This window comes from Bradyrhizobium sp. P5_C12 (genome assembly GCF_054049735.1).
The window spans coordinates 1-15,892 of the sequence record NZ_JBFULU010000065.1 but is presented as its reverse complement, the minus strand read 5'-3'; the positions used below and the strand labels follow the sequence as shown (position 1 = coordinate 15,892).

The following is a 15,892-nucleotide window of genomic DNA, read 5'->3' as shown; positions in this document are numbered from 1 at the left end:
TGCGACCTCAGCTCTTCTTCCGCGGGCCGCGCTCGGCCGGCGGTTCGCCGCCTTCGGCGGGGGGCGCAGGTGAGGCAGCCGGCTTGTCGCCGCCACCGCCGCCCTTGCGCGCGGATTCCTTGATGCCCTGCATGTCGCGGGCCTCGCGGATCAGGCCCGGCATCTTCGCGAGGCTGCCGCCTTCGACGCCGATATCCGCCAGCAGCGAGTCGATCAGCGGTGCCTGCACGCGGTAGCGCAGCGCAGAATCGATCACCTCGTCGGTGGCGCTGCGGCCGCCATTGCCGCCATGGCCGTTGCCGTTGAGGCCGTCGACCTGGAGGATGCGGATGCCTTCGATCTTCTCCATCGGCTTGACGCTCTCGCGCACGATGCCCTCGATGCGATCGAGCAGCTTCCGGCGGAACAGCGAGTAGCGCGCCTGGTCGGTGAGCACGTTCTCGGCTTCGTTCAGCATGCGCTGTGCCTCGGCTTCGACGGCGGCGCGGACGCGCTCGGCTTCGGCGGCGATGCGGGTCTCCTCGGCCTGTTTCTCGGCGAGCATCACCTCGACGGTCCGGCGACGCTTGGCGATCTCGCTCTCGCGCGCGGTGATGACGCGTTCGGTCGCCTCCGTGGCCCGCATCCGCGCTTCCTCGGCCAGCGCCTTGGCGGCAGACTCCTCCAGCGATTTCTGATGAATGGCGATCGCCTTCTCCATCAAGACCGTCTCGACCTCCTTCTCGCGGTTGACCTCGAGCTTGCGCAGTTCGCGCTCGCGGCCGACACGGGCCTCGTCGAGGCCGCGATCTGACGCAATGCGGGCGCGCTCGACCTCCTCGCGGGAGGCGATCTCGGCCTCCTGGAGCGACTGGACGCGGGCGACCTCGAGCTGCTCGATCGCGCGGCGGCGCTCGATCCGGGCGGCTTCCAGCGCCTGCTCACGGGAGACGTCCGTGGTTTCGACCTCCTTGCGGGCGACGATCTCGGCTTGCCGGACCTGGCGGTCGGCATCGATGCGCTCCGAGCGCTTGGCCGAGAGTGCAATGACGCGCTCCTCGTCGGCGATCTCGATCACCCGCTTCTGCTCGATGTTGAGGACTTCCCGCTTCTTGGACGAGGCGATCCGTTCGGTCTCGAGCGCGAGATCGACAGTGATCCGCTGGCGCTCGATCGCATCGCGCCGCTTCAGCTCGGCCGCCTCGAGCACGCCGGTCCGCTCGATCTCGAGCGAACGCGTCTCGCGCTCGGCCCGGATGCGGTCGGCCGCGATGGCCTTCTCCTGCGCAATCCTGGCAGCCTCGATCGCCTCGCGGGAGGCGATGTCGGCTTCCTCGACGGCGCGGGTGCGGGCGATCTCGAGCGAGCGGACGCGCTCCTCCTGGGCGATGCGCGAAGCCTCGGTGGTCTCGCGCGCGGCGATGCCGGCGACTTCCAGCATCTGGTTGCGCTCGATCTCCAATTGCCGCGTGTTCTGCTCGGCGGCGATGCGGTCGGCGGCCAGTGTCCGCTCGCGTGCGATGCGGGCGGCTTCGACGGCGCGCTGCGCCTCTATCTCCGCCTCCTGGATGGTGCGGACCTGCTGAATCTCCAGCGCACGGGTGCGCTCGTCGGAGGAGATGCGCTCGACATTGATGATCATGGTCTGGGCGATACGGGCCTTTTCGGTGGCCTCACGGGCCGCGATCTCTGCCTCGTCCACGGCGCGGGTGCGCTCGATCTCGCGGCGCTGCGTCTCCTCCTCGTTGGCGATGCGGGCGTCGGTGACGACCCGGTCCTGCTGGATCCGGGCCTTCTCGATCGCCTCGCGGGCCGCGATCTCGGCCTCCTCGACGGTGCGCATCCGCTCGATCTCGCGCTGGCGCACCTCGCGCTCGGACGCGATTCGGGTCGTGTCGATGGAGCGCTGATTGGCGATCCGGGTTTTCTCGATCTCCTCGCGCGCCTGAAGCTCCTTCTCTTCGATGGTGCGGGTGCGCTCGATCTCCTTCTGGCGGGTCTCGCGCTCGGAGGCGATGCGGGCTTCCGCGATGGCCTGGTCGTTGGCGATCCGCGCACGTTCGATGGTTTCGCGGGCGGAAATCTGCGCCTGCTCGGCCTCGGTCTCGCGCAGCGCGCGTTCGCGGGCGACTTCCGTCCGTTGCAGTGCGCGGCGCATCTCGATATCGCGCTCCTGCTCCAGGCGCGCGGTCTCGCTCTCGCGCTCGATGTCGAGCGCCTGCCGCTCGGCTTCCAGATTGCGGGTGCGGATCCTGATCATCGAATCCTGCTCGATGTCGTTGCGCAGCTTCCGCTTGGCCTCGATGTCCTCCATCAGGCGCGTCAGACCTTCGGCGTCGAAGCGGTTCGACGGGTTGAAGAATTCGAGATCGGTCTGGTCGAGGTCGGTGATGGCGACCGACTCGAGCTCAAGCCCGTTCTGGGCGAGCGCTTCGGCCGCGTTGGTCTTGACGCGGGCGACATAGTCGCCGCGACGCTCATGCATTTCCTCCAGGGTCATTTCCGAGGCGACCGAGCGGATCGCGGAAATGAACTTGCCGGCCAGCAGCGCGTGAAGCTGCTCCGGCTCCATGGTGCGGCGGCCCAGCGTTGCGGCCGCGATCGACACGGCTTCGCGGGTCGCCTGGACGCGGACATAGAAGTCGGCCTCGATGTCGACGCGCATGCGGTCGCGGGTGATGACGGCATCCTGTTTGGAACGCACGATACCCATCGGCAGCACGTTCATGTTGACCGGCGTGTAGTCGTGGATGAAGGGCAGCACGAAGGCGCCGCCGTTGATCACCACACGCTCGCCGAGGAAGCCGGTCCGGACGAACGACACCTCCTTGGAGGAGCGGTGGTAGAGCCAATTCACGATGTAGACGCCAACCACGATCACGACGATCGCGACGATCAGCCAGAGGATTAACTCGCCGACCAGGATCCCTGACATGTTTCCCTCCCTCAATCGTCTCGGCGTTACCGCGCGCCGATCGCCTTGAACTTGCGTACCTGATCCGTCAGCGCCCGCTCCACCGGCAGCCGCTCCATCGAGGAGGCGCCGTAGAAGCCGTGGCAATGGCGGGTGTTCTTCATGATGAAATCGGCATCCGCGGGGTCCGCGATCGGACCGCCATGGGCGAGCACCAGGATGTCCGGATTGACGCTGAGTGCGGCAGAAGCCCAGGTGTCGATCCGCGCCGGGCAGTCCGTCAGCTTCGGCGCGGTCTGCGCGCCGATCGTGCCGCCGGTGGTGAGCCCGAGGTGGCAGACGATGATGTCGGCGCCCGCGATCGCCATCGCGGCGGCTTCCTTCTCGCTGAAGACGTAGGGCGTGGTCAGCAGATCCTTCTCGCGCGCCTTGGCTATCATGTCGATCTCCAGCGCATACGACATGCCGGTCTCTTCGAGATTGGCGCGGAAGACGCCGTCGATCAGCCCGACGGTCGGAAAGTTCTGCACGCCGGCAAAGCCGAGCGTCTTCAACTGGTCGAGAAAAACGTCCATGTCGCGGAACGGGTCGGTGCCGTTGACGCCAGCGAGAACCGGCGTCTTGCTGACGACCGGCAGCACCTCGGCTGCCATTTCCACGACGATCGCGTTGGCATCGCCATAGGGCATCAGCCCGGCGAGCGAGCCGCGCCCGGCCATGCGGTAGCGGCCGGAATTGTAGATCACGATGAGGTCGACGCCGCCGGCCTCCTCGCACTTCGCCGACAGCCCGGTGCCGGCGCCGCCGCCGACGATCGGCTCGCCACGGGCGACCATGTCGCGAAACTTCTTCAGCAGCGCTGTGCGTTCAAACCTTGGCATGGGTCACCTCGCCACTCTCCGCCGTCCACCGGTGCGCCCGAGCAGAGGACGGAACGCGCCGACGATGGCGGCGGTGAACTCGGGATCGTTGATGTTGCGCCTGACGCGCGTGATTTGCCGGTTGCTGGTCTGGCGTACGGTCTGCTCCAGTGCACGGAACAGCGCGCCGTCCGCATCGGGATCCCAGAACGGCTGCCCGGGCGCATCGAGCGCGGAGACGCCGCCTTCGGGCAGGAGGAAGCGCACCGGCCCATCCATCTGGTTCAGCTTCTCGCCGATCCAGCGGCCCATGCGCTCATTTTCTTCCGGCGTCGTCCGCATCAGGGTGACCTGCGGATTGTGGACGTGGAATTTACGGCGCCGATAACGCTCGGGGATGGTGTCGGGAGCGCCGAAATTGACCATGTCGAGCGCGCCGACGGAACCGACATAGGGCACGCGGTTGCGGATGATGGCGCCGAGGCGGTCGTCGGTTGCCGGGAACACGCCACCCATCAGCAGGTCGCAGACCTCGGTCGTGGTAAGATCGATCACGCCGGCGAGCTGGCCCGACTCGACGAGCTTCTCCATCGAGCGGCCGCCGACGCCGGTGGCGTGGAAGACGAGGCATTCGAAGTCGTCGCGCAGGTCGGCCGCGATTTTCTGCACCGCCGGCGTGGTGACGCCGAACATGGTGATGCCGATGGCGGGAAGACGTAGGCCCGTGTCGCGCTGCCTGGAGGCCTGTTCGTCAAGCCGGGCCTTGACCATCCCGACCATCGCGTTGGCGCCATTGGCAAGCACCGTGCGCGAGATCGAGTTGAGACCCTGCACGTCGGTCACCGAATACATCATGGTGATGTCGGCGGGGCCGACGTAAGGACCGACATCGCCGGAGGCGACCGAGGAGATGATCAGCTTCGGTACACCGATGGGCAACGCCCGCATCCCGGGTGCGACCAGTGAGGCGCCGCCCGAACCGCCGGCCGAGATGATGCCGGCCACGTTGCCCTGGCGTCTCAGCCATCTCTCGAACGCATCAGCCATCGCGGTCACCGAGGCGCCGCGGTCGGCGCCGAACACATTCGCGCCGCCGCGGCCATGGTTCAGCGCGATCTCCTGTGCGGTGACGTCACAACTCGTCGCCTTGCCGCTGGTCGAGACGTCGACCAGGCGCGTGCGCAGGCCGCTACCCGCGACGATGTCGCGGATGAAGCGCAGCTCCGTGCCCTTGGTGTCAAGCGTGCCGACGACCAGCACGACTTGCGGCCCGGAGGCCCGGGATGCCGGCGACTCGCGCCGCTGGCGGGTCGCTTCCTCCAGTCGCGTGACACCGGTCGACTGCGTGCGAGCGGCAGCTTCGATACGGGCGATCGGCACCGGCTGCGACCAACGTGTCGGCTGCACGGGATTGGAGACGTAGACGCGGATCGGGCCCTTGCGTGCCGGCTGGGGAGGGCCGTCTGCTTCGGCCTTCGCTGGTCCTGCCTCGATTTCCGCCTCGTCTACGCCATGCGTTCCGACCCCGAGCAGCCGCTGTTGCAACTCGCGGTCGGTGGCAAGCCGGGCGGAGTCGATGATGCGATTGACGCGGCCGTTGACCATGATGGCGACATTGCGGGACACCGCCGTCGCCACGCCGATGTTCTGCTCGATAACCAGAACGGAGATGTCGCCTTCATCGCCGAGGCGCGCCAGCATCTCCTCGACCTGGGAGACGATGACCGGCGCAAGGCCTTCGGTGGGCTCGTCCATGATCAGGAGATGCGGGTTGGTCAGCAGCGCGCGGGAGATCGCGAGCATCTGCTGCTCGCCGCCGGAGAGCTGGCTGCCGCCGTTGGACTTGCGCTCGGCAAGACGCGGGAAGGTGTCGTAGACGCGCTCGACCGTCCAGGGACCGCGCCGCATGCCGGCCGCAAGCTGCAAATGCTCGTCGACGGTCAACGATCGCCAGAGGCGCCGGCCCTGCGGCACGTAGCCAACGCCGAGCCGCGCGATGCGTGCCGGGTTCAGCCGCGTGACCTCCTCGCCGCGAATGCGGATCGAGCCGCCGCTGGCGCGAACCAGGCCCATGATCGCCTTGCACAGCGTGGTCTTGCCCATGCCGTTGCGGCCGACCACGGAGAACACGCCGGTATCGAGCGTGAGGTCGACGCCCTGCAGCGCATGAGAGTGCCCATAGTAGACGTCGAGACCTTTCACCTCCAGCGCGGGCGCGGTGCGGCGGTCATTCATGGCCGCCTCCGAGATACAGCTCCTGGACCTCGGGATCGGACTCGATCTCGCTTGGCAGGCCTTCCTTGAAGATGCGGCCGTTGTGCATCATCGTCACGCTCTCGACCACGCGCAGCGCAACGTCCATGTCGTGCTCGATGATGATGTAGCCGATATGCGCGGGCAGCGAGGTCAGGATCTCGATAAGCTCGCGCCGCTCGGTCGGCGACAGGCCCGCCGCCGGCTCGTCGAACAGGATGAAGCGCGGCGCTCCGGCGAGCGCGAGCGCGATCTCGAGCTGGCGCTGCTCGCCGTGCGCGAGCTCGGCGACGCGCTGGTCCTTCACGGCGGTGAGATGCACCGCCTGCACCAATGTTTCGGTTGCGTGCATCAGCGCATCGTTCAGCCCCGGGCGGAGCAACGAGAACCGCCCGCGCGAGACGCCGCGGCACGCCAGGTAGACATTGTCCTGCACCGTGAGGCCAGGGAACAGTGCGGAGATCTGGTAGGTGCGGCGCAGCCCGCGACGAATGCGTTCATGGGGCGGGAACTGGGTGATGTCCTCGCCGAAGAAGCGGATCGTGCCGGAGGAGGGTGGAAAGTCGCCGGTGATGCAATTGAAGAGCGTGGTCTTGCCGGCGCCATTCGAGCCGAGCACCGCGCGTCGTTCGCCGGGTCGCACGGTGATGGTGACATCGGTCAACGCCGCAAGCGCGCCGAACAGCCGTGTCACGCCGCGCAGCTCCAGCGCCGCGCCGGCACCGACCGCAGACAGCCGCTGCGCGACGCTATCCATGGCGGCCTCCGCGTGAACGCGTCGCCGAAGCGGTATCGCGGCGTCGCCAGCGCTCCCAGAGGCCGATCACGCCGTCGGAGGACCATAGCACGATGGCGAGGAAGCCGAGCCCGATCAGGAGCCGGAAGCGATTTCCGTCGAGCCCGAACTTGACCAGCAGGTCGATCGCGAAGGTGCGCAGCAGGACGAAGATGAAGGCGCCAATGAAGGGGCCGATCGGCCGCGTGATGCCGCCGACCACGGCGATGATCAATATATCGATGCAGGCGCCCACGCTGACCGAGCCGGGCGAGATCTGTCGGTAGTTCCAGACCTGCAGCACACCGCCGAGCGCCGCAATAAAGGCGGCGAAGGCGTAGGCCGCGATGCGGTGCGCGTTGGTGTTGAAGCCGAGCGTGGCCATGCGGCGGGAATTGTCGCGAACGCCCTGCAAGGCGAGGCCGAACGGCGCGCGCGAGACGTACTGGATCGCGAAATAGCAGATCGCCGCGACGCCGAGCGTCACATAGTAAAAGGCGATGTCGGAGCGCCAGTCGACGCCCCAGAAATGCGGCGTGGCGACCGTGTTGATCCCGGTATGGCCGTTGAAGATCGCCCAGTTCTGGTTGGTGAAATAGTAGAACGCGGCGCCGATCGCCAGCGTAATCATGATGGTGTAGATCCCCTCGGTGCGCACCGCGAGCGCGCCGCCGAGCGTGCCGAAGATCGTTGCCAGCACCAGTGCCATCGGGGTCGCAAGCCACCACGGCCAGCCCAGGCTGATATTGGCGTTGCCGCTGACGCCGAACACCGCGACCATGTAGCCGGCAAAGCCCGCGATCGTGAGCTGCATCAGGCTGACCATGCCGCCATAGCCGGCGAGGAACATCAGGCTGAGCGCGATGATGCCCAGGATCAGGGTGGTGCCGAAGATCTCGATCAGGAAAAAGCTGTTGGCGATCAGCGGCATGATCACGAGGATCAGCGCGACCAGCCACACTGCCGGATTCTGGAATTCCGGCCAGGCCCGGATGAAGGCGCGCCGCGCCGCTGTTGCGGCCGGCTCTGCACGAAGCTGGGTGCTCTGTAACAGCGACATCTCATCGCCTCGTGAGCAGGCCCTGCGGCCGCACGGCCAGCACGAGCACCATGATCAGGAAGGTGACGACGATGGCGTAGGTCGGGATGTAGACCGAGCCAAGCTGCTCGGCGAGGCCGATGATGACGGCGCCGAGCGCAGCTCCCGGGATCGATCCCATGCCGCCAACGATCACGACGACGAGCGAGGCGAGCAGGAAGCGCGTATCCTCGCCCGGTGAGAGCGACTGGAAGGTTCCTCCGACGACGCCGGCGATGCCGGCAAGGCCCGCGCCAAGTGCGAACACCAGCACGAACACGAGTTGGATCCGCACGCCGGTCGCGGCCAGGATGTCGCGGTCGTCGACGCCGGCGCGCACGATCATGCCGATCCGTGTGCGGTTGAGCGCGAGCCACATCGCGATGCCTATCGCCGCGGATGCGACGAAGATCACGAGCCGCACCAGCGGGTATTGCAGGTAGACCGGCTCGCCGGAGGATTTCACGGCCGTGAGCAGCGGCAGCTGGATCGGGCCGACCAGCCAGGCCGGCGTCTGGATCTGATAGAAGTCGCCGCCGAACACCCAGAGCATCAGATCGGCGAACACGATCGAGAGCCCGATCGTCACCATGGTCTGCCGGAGGTCCTGACCTTCCATCCGCCGGAACACTGCGATCTGCAGGATTACGCCGAGCAGGGCTACGCCGATGAATGCCGCGATGAAGCTGAGTATCCAGGAGCCGGTCCAGGTGCTGATGGCGTAGCCGATATAGCCGCCGAACAAGTAGAGTGAGCCGTGGGCAAGATTGACGTTGCGCATCAGGCCAAAGATCAGCGTGAAGCCGCTCGCCACCAGGAAATAGAGCCCGCCAAGCGTGATGCCGTTGAGGACCGCGTTGAGAAACACACGCTTACGGCCGATCGCGGCCTCCAGGCCCGGCGGCCAGATCGCGAACACGAGCCAGAGCAGCACCGCGATCGCGATGATCACGATCAGCGCCCAGGCCGGGTGGCGTTCGATGAACCGGGTCATCTCCGTCGCGTTCCCTCACGCGCGACCTCTATCGGGCCGCATCCCGGGTATCCTATCGAGGGCGACAGCGGCGGATTTGATCCAGAGTATCTTTTATCGTTCGAACGGTACCCGCTCAGGGCCGCAACACCTTGGCGGCGCGGCGGTAATCAGTCGGGGCCATGCCGACATTGGCTGCGAAGAAGCGGGTGAAGCCGCTCTGCGAGGAAAAGCCGAGATCGAAGCCGATATCGGCGATCGGCGTCTCGGTCGCGACCAGCGCATCCAGCGCCTGCTCCATGATCAGCGTGTTCATATAGAGGTGAGGGGTGACGCCGGTCTGGGTACGGAACAGCCGGTAGAAATGCGGCCGCGACAGGCCGGAGGCCCGGGCGATCGAATCCAGCTCGATCTCGGCGCCGGGGCTTTCCGACATCAGCTTGATCGATTTGCGCACGCGAAAATCGGTGATCGCGGCTGCAGCGCGCGCCTCCTGTCCCGCCTCCGACGGTTGCCAGCTCTCCTCGTAACAGGAGTCGATCAGCTGCCGCAGTTCGCAGTCGAGGCTGCGCAGCGACGGCGCGCCGCACACCAGCGCTGCAGTGCGGCGGATCAGCTTGTCGAGCGCCTCGGTGCGGCGGAAATAAGTGCGGCCGAACCGCAGGTTCTGTGCATTTGCGGCCATCGGCGCGAACCATTCTGCGTTGACATAGAGCACGAAGAAGATCGCGCCATCGTCGACGTCCGCCGGCAGGAAGTTATGCGGTTCCCAAGGGTTGACCGCGACGACGGAGTCGTTGTTGAGCAGCATGCGCTGGTCGCAAACATCGATCTGCGCCGGCGTGCCGCCGATATGATAGATCAGGTGCCCTTCGCGGTGCGCATGCACGTTGAAGGGCCGGTTCAATTGATAGACCGTCGCGCGGCCGAACCGGCCGTGGAAGACGGCAAGCGCCCTGCTCATGCCTTCCCTCCCGCGGGATGTTCTTGTCTTTTCGACAAGCGTTGATCATCCGGGAAAGGAAAGCAAGGCTGAGCAGAGCCTCCGATGCAACCGCGTCCGTTAGCCACGGGTTGTTCGCGCCTGCAAAAAATACGTCAGTACTTCTTGCATTCCGGAACCGTGCGGCTGGGCAGGCCGATCTTGGCGAACACGGCGGGATCGTAGCCCAGCGTCTGGTTGACGTTCGGGATCACCTTCACAACCTTGCTGAACAGCGCGCCCTTGCCGTCATCGACGACCTCGGTGACGAAATTGGTACCGATTGCCTGCCGGTTGGAGTCGAGCTTGATCTTGCCGTTGGGCGCGTCGATCTCGATCTTCGCCAGCGCATCCTTGAGCTTGGCCTGGTTGTTGGAGAGATCGCCATTGACCTGCCGCAGCGCCAGGATCAACGCCATGGTCGAGCCGTAATAGTTGGTCGCGAGCAGCGACGGGCTCGGGAAGCGCTTGGCTGGCGGGAAGGCATCCTGATAGGCCTTGACGAATTTCTGCCAGTTCGGATCGTCCCAGGTGTCGGCTTGGCCGCTCGCCGCAATGGTGCCGATCAGTGCGTTCTTGGCGCTGCCCTTCGACGACAGGATGGTTTGGTCGATCATGATCGAGCCGCCCATCAGGTGCGCCTTGCCGCCGGCCTGCTGGTACTGGTTGAGGAAGTTGACGGCATCGGCACCGCCGAGCCCGAGATAGATCGCGTCGACGTCGTCGGGCAGGGCAGCGATCACGGAGGCGAAGTCCTTGGTGCCGAGCGGCACCCATTGCCGGTTCGTGACCTGGCCCCCGGCGCCGCAGAACTCCAACACCAGCCCGAAGACCTGGGTGTAGATAAAGGAGTAGTCCTCGCCGACGGTCGCGATCTTGCGATAGCCCTTGGTGTCATAGGCGTATTTGCCGAGACCCACCTGCCACTGCGCGCCGTCCATGTTGTAGCGGAAGAAGTTCGGGGCAGGGTCGACATAGGTGGTTTCCTGCGCGCCGGATGCCGCATTGACGAAGGTCAGCTCGGGATGGGTCTTGGCAAAGTTCTTGACCGCAATGCCCTCATCGCCGGAGAGCGGCGACAGCAGGATCTGCACCTTGTCCTGCTCGATCAGCTTGCGCACGGCGCGCACTGCGGAGTCCGGTGTCGCATCGGTCGAGGCGACGATGAACTCGAGCTCCTTGTCGCCGACCTTCTTGCCCAACACGTTGAGCGCCGTCTGGTGACCGCGCATGCCGTCCTCGCCGAGCACCGTGTAGGTGCCTTCCAGCGTTGCGGTGACGCCGACCTTGATCTTCTCCTGAGCGAACGCCGTGCCAGACAACAACAGGCTGCTCAATGCAATCAATCCCACGCTGCCTTTCAACATTGGTCTCCTCCCTGGTGTTTCCGCCGGCGTCCATATTGTTTGATGTCGTGAGCGCGAACGTCCGGTTGTTGCACGCAAGGCTAGCCGATGCCGGGTGTGGTGCGGATGCCGTAACCCCCAGGTTGTTTGACGGGCAGTCTCATTTTGATTGTTGCGCCGCAACGAGATTGGTGACGCATTGTCGCGGCGGTCATGGCTGCAGCGTGATTGGGAGTAGCTTGCGGCGAGCACCGCGGCCGCTCTCCAATCTGACTATCCAAAAATCTCTGATGCACGCCAAACGCGGGTGAGGTGTGTACTGTCGGTCTCGCGTGTGTGCGACATGTGCAATGGGGTCGTGCGTGCAGGACGCGTGCACCGGGAGATCGAGACGCGAAGGTCCGGCCTCCTGTCACTATTCACTATGTGTTGGTGTTGGACTCGAAACCGGTGTTTCGTGCCTCGGCAGCCCGTTCGAGATCCCACGCCCGCTGCAGGCGCTCGGCGCTCGTCGACTTCAGGATGCCGGCCCAGGCGTTGCCAAGTGCCTTGATGCCTTCGTGCAGGCTGGAAGCGTTCCCGATCGACCAATCAGGTAAACCCATCGGCACGCTTATCGACCAGGACCAGCTGTCTCCCGACCGATGTATGGTGCCGATCGCATGTCCCTCATAAACGACGACGTAATGATCCCTGACATCGGGCCACCGAAGCTTCGCATTGAGGGAAATGGATTGTTTCATGAACAGGATTTGTGTCGGAGGGCCAGTGAGGAAAATCACTTCGATTGCAATGATCTGAACGGCTTCGCAATGGTGCGGTCCGACAGCAACTTCCAAAAGAGGCTCAGGCACCAGGCGTATGGTGTCGCCGTATCGAGGCAGGCGGCTCGGCGAGGAGAGTGCCGGGACGACCGAGGTTTCCAAGCTTGATCCCGGTGTATTGGTTTGACACTATGCCGGATATTTGGAGAAAGTCATGTATAAGTCATGCCTTGCTGCGATTGCCGCCGCCGTCTGTCTGTGTGCATCGCCCGCCAGCGCCGAGAGTGGTCGGTACCCTTTCGGCGATGAACCGTATCGGCTGAACTGGTATCCCGATCCCGAGATCGCGACCGGCTGCTGGAAATGGAATTGGCAGCAATACCAGTGGGACAATTACTGTCCGGTCTACCTTCGTCCCAAGGCTTACATGTACCCGCGCGGTCGGGCGGTCGTCGTTCGCAGCAGGGGCTAGCGGGCAAGCTCGATGGGCGGCGCCTGCTGGCGCCGCTCCGTCTTCTGGCTCAGTAGTTCTCGATGGTGCAGGCGACCTGGCTGTGCTTTCCGAAATTGAGCAAGGCATTCCCCCGGAAGCCGTCGACCCAAATGCCGGGACCGGCATAGCGATAACCGACTCCCATCGGGACCAGGCGGACATGCACGCCGCTGGACCGGCCCGTATGCAGCGACGCCGTGACGACGTCACCGGCGATCGACACTGCGATCGGGCACAGCGGATATTGCCTGCCATTCTCGCAGGTGAAGACGAGCTCCGAACAGCTGCCGACCGCGTTTGGTGAAGCCCGCAGAGCCATGTCGGCGGCAGTGGCCGGATGCGGGATTGCGGCGAGGCCGGAGCCCAGAAGAACCATCACCGCAACAAGCTTGCCTGATCGATCGCGCATTGCCGGTCTCCAAAATGAATAAACAATCGACAGCAGAAGAAGCAAAAATCAGCCCAAACGTCAAATTGCTGCGATGAGACGGCTCGAAAAGACAACCCGGCGGTTGCGGTTCCGCATCAGGTTGCGGGCGAGGGGGCGGGCCCTGACGGTCGACGGCAACGCAACATTCGGCTGCATCCGGGCACGCGAGCCAACATGATACCGGCAGCGTAGCGCACGGCGTTCGATTGCATCGTTGGCCCGCGGTGCAGGGAAGAACGAGGCCACCCGGCTAGATCTTCTGTTGCCCGCCGGGACCGGCCACGCTGATCGTGATTTTCTGAATTTCGGTTCGACCGCTGGCATATCTGACCTCGATCGTCACGGCGTCGTCGCCGACGAAGTCGGGCTGCGATCTGTAGAATGCGACGTAAGCGGGGACCTCCAGCGCAAGGCAGGACTTGTAGTTGGTTGCTTTCACCTTCGCCGACTTGACGGTCACCTTGCCGGATGCGGGCGCATTGACCAGGCGGATCGTCGGCAGGGGACCCGACGTGCAATCGGGCAGTACATTGATGAAGACGCCGATCCGCGTGTCCTTGCTGGAAGCGGATTTGATCGTGCGCTCGACCGGAGGAGGCGCATCTTCCGCCAAGGYCGGCGCGCCGAATCCCAACAACATTGCGACGCCGGCGGACAATAATACCCTCATTGGTGCTCCCAAGCTTGCCGAAGTTTCCCGATCAATGCGGTGCAAGCTGCTCAATTTAAATGCGTTTTCGGCGCCGGTGCGAATTGATCAGCCAATTTACCACGGTTGGGCAAAAACCCTTCGTTAACTAGTTGATTTCGTTGACCCCCGCCTGGGTTAACAATAGCTTAATAGCGAAATTTTTTGCCTTACTTTCTTCAGACTTGATTTGAACTGTATAGAGTTTTGGCAGGGGTAATTTATGAACGCACAATTTCAGGTGGCGCAGGCTGCCGGCACGGCCGTTCCGACCAACACAACCCCAGTACGAACCTTCACACTTGCAAAACCGCTGACGGATCAGGCGGTGGTCGTCCATCTCGGATATGACCAGAAGGTCAAGCTCGATTTCTCTTCGATCGCCAACGAAAAGATCACGCTCGTCCATGTCGGCGAGAAGCTGATCATCCTGTTCGACAACAAGTCGACGATCACCGTCGATCCGGTCTTCGATTCCCGCCATGACGATCAGCACCTGCTGTCGATCGAACTGGCGCCAGGGCGCGATGTCAACGTCCAGGAGTTCGCCAGCCTCTTTCCCATCACCATGGATCAGTCTGTGCTGCCCGCGGCCGGCGATGGTAACGGCAACGCGCAAGGGAGTGGCGCCAGCTTCTCCAACGCCGCGGTCGACGCGTTGAACGCCGGCAATCCGCTCGACCTGCTCGGGCAAGAAGATCTCGGCAATCTTCGGCTCACCCCGGAGACGTTCGCAGGACTGCCCGCAACGACTCTGCCGAGTGCGGGCTTCACCCTTTCGGACACGATCGTCATCCACGATGAAACCATCGATGTGCAGGTTCTGAACGGCGCGAACGATCAGCTCAATACTGCATTGCCCGCGGTCTTCTCGCCTGTCGGACTGATCGGATGGGCCGAGAGCGCTCTTCCGGAAATCGCGTCATCGAGCGCCAGTTTCGGCAGCGGCGGCACCGGAACGATCACCTATGCGCTGACGACCTCGACGGGCGCGGCGTTCGCTGGCGTCGATTCCGGTTTGCAGGCCACGATCACCGGCAACGAGATCTTTCTTTTCACCGAGGGCAATCTCGTCGTCGGTCGAGAGGGGGCTGGCGGCGCGGCCGATCCGAACGGTGCGGTTGCCTTCCAGCTCTACCTCGATCCCGCAACCCTGAAGCTCGACGTGGCTCAATATGAAGCCATCAAGCACGGCACGGCGTCCGACCCTGACACGAGCGAAGGCGCTCAGCTTGGCGACGTCGTCTTCGTGCAGCAGACGGTGGCCGACGGCTCCGGCAATACGGCGACTGCGCTGTCTTCCGGTTCGCTCGGCGTGTCATTTCTCGACGACGGTCCGACGATCCTGGTGACGGTGGCTGACGGAAGCGAAGGACCCACGCGTCTTGCAACCTTGTCGCTGGACGAATCGATCGGCAGTGACCGCGGCGCGAACGGCTTCCCGGACGGAACATTCGACGACGTCTCGGGCAATACGAGTCCGGATCCGACCGGCACCCATCCGATCGGCACGATGAAGACCGATGTCGGCAATGTCGAAAGCCCGGGCGATCTGGCAGCCCTGTTCAATGTCGTCAAGGATGGTGGCACGGACACCGAGAAGWCGACCGACTATGCCTATTCGTTCGCGCTCTCGGGCGCCAAAGWAACGGAGAGCGGCGGCATCGCCACCACGTTGAAGGTGACGGAYCCGAACCACACCTACTCCGACGACACGATCTAYCTGTTCAAGGTCAGCGACACCGAGATCGTTGGYCATGTCGGCGCCGATCCGAACGGCCCGATCGCGATCCGCATCACGCTGGACAACGCAGGCAGCCTCTCGGGAGGCCAGCTCGYCGTCGACCAGTACATGGCGATCGACCAYGGCGCGGACCTCAACAATTTCGATTCGACGCAGTTCCTCAACTTGGTCGGTGAGGGCGCGAGCCTCGGCGTTACGCTGACCGCGACCATCACCGACGGTGACAATGACACCGCGACGTCCTCGGCCACGATCGTGATCGCGGGGCCCCAACAGTCGAGCATCGGCTTCCAGGATGACGGCCCGTCGATTGACGTGACGGTGCAGCAGCCGGAGGAGGGTTCGGCCCATCTCGCGACGCTGTCGCTCGACGAGTCGATCGGTGGCGATCGCGGCGCCAACGGCCTTCCTGACGGAACCGTCGACGACGTCTCAGGCAACACGGACCCGGATCCGACCGGCACCAATCCGATCGGCGAGCTGAAGACGGCGGCCGGCGAAGGCGACGTGAAGGGCGAACTGGAGGCGCTGTTCGACGTCACCAAGATTGCCGGCACCGACGGCGAGAAGTCGACCGACTATGCCTATTCGTTCGCGCTCTCGGGCGCCAAAG

General features: G+C 64.4%; 12 protein-coding genes. 1 reads left to right on the top strand and 11 read right to left on the bottom strand.

Features of this window, described 5'->3' with window-relative positions; all coding sequences use genetic code 11:
* Positions 1-7: 7 nt before the first annotated feature.
* The 11 genes from ACXJMY_RS34355 to ACXJMY_RS34305 all read right to left on the bottom strand — a co-directional run bounded on the left by ACXJMY_RS34355 (position 8) and on the right by ACXJMY_RS34305 (position 13,517).
* Entirely contained in the window at positions 8-2,914 is a 2,907-nt protein-coding gene (locus ACXJMY_RS34355) for a flotillin domain-containing protein (RefSeq protein ID WP_456623791.1), read from the bottom strand.
* A gap of 26 nt (positions 2,915-2,940) precedes the next feature.
* Positions 2,941-3,774, bottom strand: coding sequence for a phosphoenolpyruvate hydrolase family protein (locus ACXJMY_RS34350; RefSeq protein WP_456623790.1), 834 nt, complete (start codon positions 3,772-3,774; stop codon positions 2,941-2,943).
* Positions 3,775-3,777: 3 nt separating this feature from the next.
* Positions 3,778-5,988 carry a Tm-1-like ATP-binding domain-containing protein gene (locus ACXJMY_RS34345; RefSeq protein WP_456623789.1) on the bottom strand — a complete coding sequence of 737 codons (2,211 nt, stop codon included), beginning with the start codon at positions 5,986-5,988 and terminating at the stop codon, positions 3,778-3,780.
* Positions 5,981-6,763: an ABC transporter ATP-binding protein gene (locus ACXJMY_RS34340; protein WP_456623788.1), complete on the bottom strand. Its 783-nt coding sequence runs from the start codon at positions 6,761-6,763 to the stop codon at positions 5,981-5,983. Before ACXJMY_RS34340 ends, ACXJMY_RS34345 begins: the two co-directional genes overlap by 8 nt.
* Positions 6,756-7,841: a branched-chain amino acid ABC transporter permease gene (locus tag ACXJMY_RS34335; RefSeq protein ID WP_456623787.1), complete on the bottom strand. Its 1,086-nt coding sequence runs from the start codon at positions 7,839-7,841 to the stop codon at positions 6,756-6,758. The genes ACXJMY_RS34340 and ACXJMY_RS34335 overlap by 8 nt, the downstream gene beginning before the upstream one ends.
* Before the next feature lies 1 nt (position 7,842).
* A complete protein-coding gene (locus ACXJMY_RS34330; RefSeq protein WP_456623786.1) occupies positions 7,843-8,853 on the bottom strand; it encodes a branched-chain amino acid ABC transporter permease in 1,011 nt (336 codons plus the stop codon).
* Positions 8,854-8,968: 115 nt separating this feature from the next.
* The gene (locus ACXJMY_RS34325; protein ID WP_456623785.1) at positions 8,969-9,796 is read right to left on the bottom strand and encodes a helix-turn-helix transcriptional regulator; all 828 of its coding nucleotides are present in this window, start codon (positions 9,794-9,796) and stop codon (positions 8,969-8,971) included.
* 134 nt (positions 9,797-9,930) lie between these two features.
* Complete coding sequence (locus ACXJMY_RS34320) at positions 9,931-11,181, bottom strand: ABC transporter substrate-binding protein (RefSeq protein WP_456623784.1); 1,251 nt, start codon at positions 11,179-11,181, stop codon at positions 9,931-9,933.
* 401 nt (positions 11,182-11,582) lie between these two features.
* A complete protein-coding gene (locus tag ACXJMY_RS34315; protein WP_456623783.1) occupies positions 11,583-12,086 on the bottom strand; it encodes a hypothetical protein in 504 nt (167 codons plus the stop codon).
* Between the two features lie 359 nt (positions 12,087-12,445).
* Positions 12,446-12,826, bottom strand: coding sequence for a hypothetical protein (locus ACXJMY_RS34310; RefSeq protein ID WP_456623782.1), 381 nt, complete (start codon positions 12,824-12,826; stop codon positions 12,446-12,448).
* A 271-nt stretch (positions 12,827-13,097) separates the two neighbouring features.
* Complete coding sequence (locus ACXJMY_RS34305; RefSeq protein WP_456623781.1) at positions 13,098-13,517, bottom strand: hypothetical protein; 420 nt, start codon at positions 13,515-13,517, stop codon at positions 13,098-13,100.
* Positions 13,518-13,758: 241 nt separating this feature from the next.
* Between ACXJMY_RS34305 and ACXJMY_RS34300 the strand changes: the two genes are divergently transcribed.
* The coding region (locus ACXJMY_RS34300) for a DUF5801 repeats-in-toxin domain-containing protein (protein WP_456623780.1) at positions 13,759-15,892 on the top strand (2,134 nt) is incomplete at its 3' end.

Excerpts from the sequence above, each read along its gene's own strand:
- ACXJMY_RS34355 (WP_456623791.1), bottom strand. The coding sequence starts at position 2,914 with ATGTCAGGGATCCTGGTCGGCGAGTTAATCCTCTGGCTGATCGTCGCG.
- ACXJMY_RS34350 (WP_456623790.1), bottom strand. The coding sequence starts at position 3,774 with ATGCCAAGGTTTGAACGCACAGCGCTGCTGAAGAAGTTTCGCGACATG.
- ACXJMY_RS34345 (WP_456623789.1), bottom strand. The coding sequence starts at position 5,988 with ATGAATGACCGCCGCACCGCGCCCGCGCTGGAGGTGAAAGGTCTCGAC.
- ACXJMY_RS34340 (WP_456623788.1), bottom strand. The coding sequence starts at position 6,763 with ATGGATAGCGTCGCGCAGCGGCTGTCTGCGGTCGGTGCCGGCGCGGCG.
- ACXJMY_RS34335 (WP_456623787.1), bottom strand. The coding sequence starts at position 7,841 with ATGTCGCTGTTACAGAGCACCCAGCTTCGTGCAGAGCCGGCCGCAACA.
- ACXJMY_RS34330 (WP_456623786.1), bottom strand. The coding sequence starts at position 8,853 with ATGACCCGGTTCATCGAACGCCACCCGGCCTGGGCGCTGATCGTGATC.
- ACXJMY_RS34325 (WP_456623785.1), bottom strand. The coding sequence starts at position 9,796 with ATGAGCAGGGCGCTTGCCGTCTTCCACGGCCGGTTCGGCCGCGCGACG.
- ACXJMY_RS34320 (WP_456623784.1), bottom strand. The coding sequence starts at position 11,181 with ATGTTGAAAGGCAGCGTGGGATTGATTGCATTGAGCAGCCTGTTGTTG.
- ACXJMY_RS34310 (WP_456623782.1), bottom strand. The coding sequence starts at position 12,826 with ATGCGCGATCGATCAGGCAAGCTTGTTGCGGTGATGGTTCTTCTGGGC.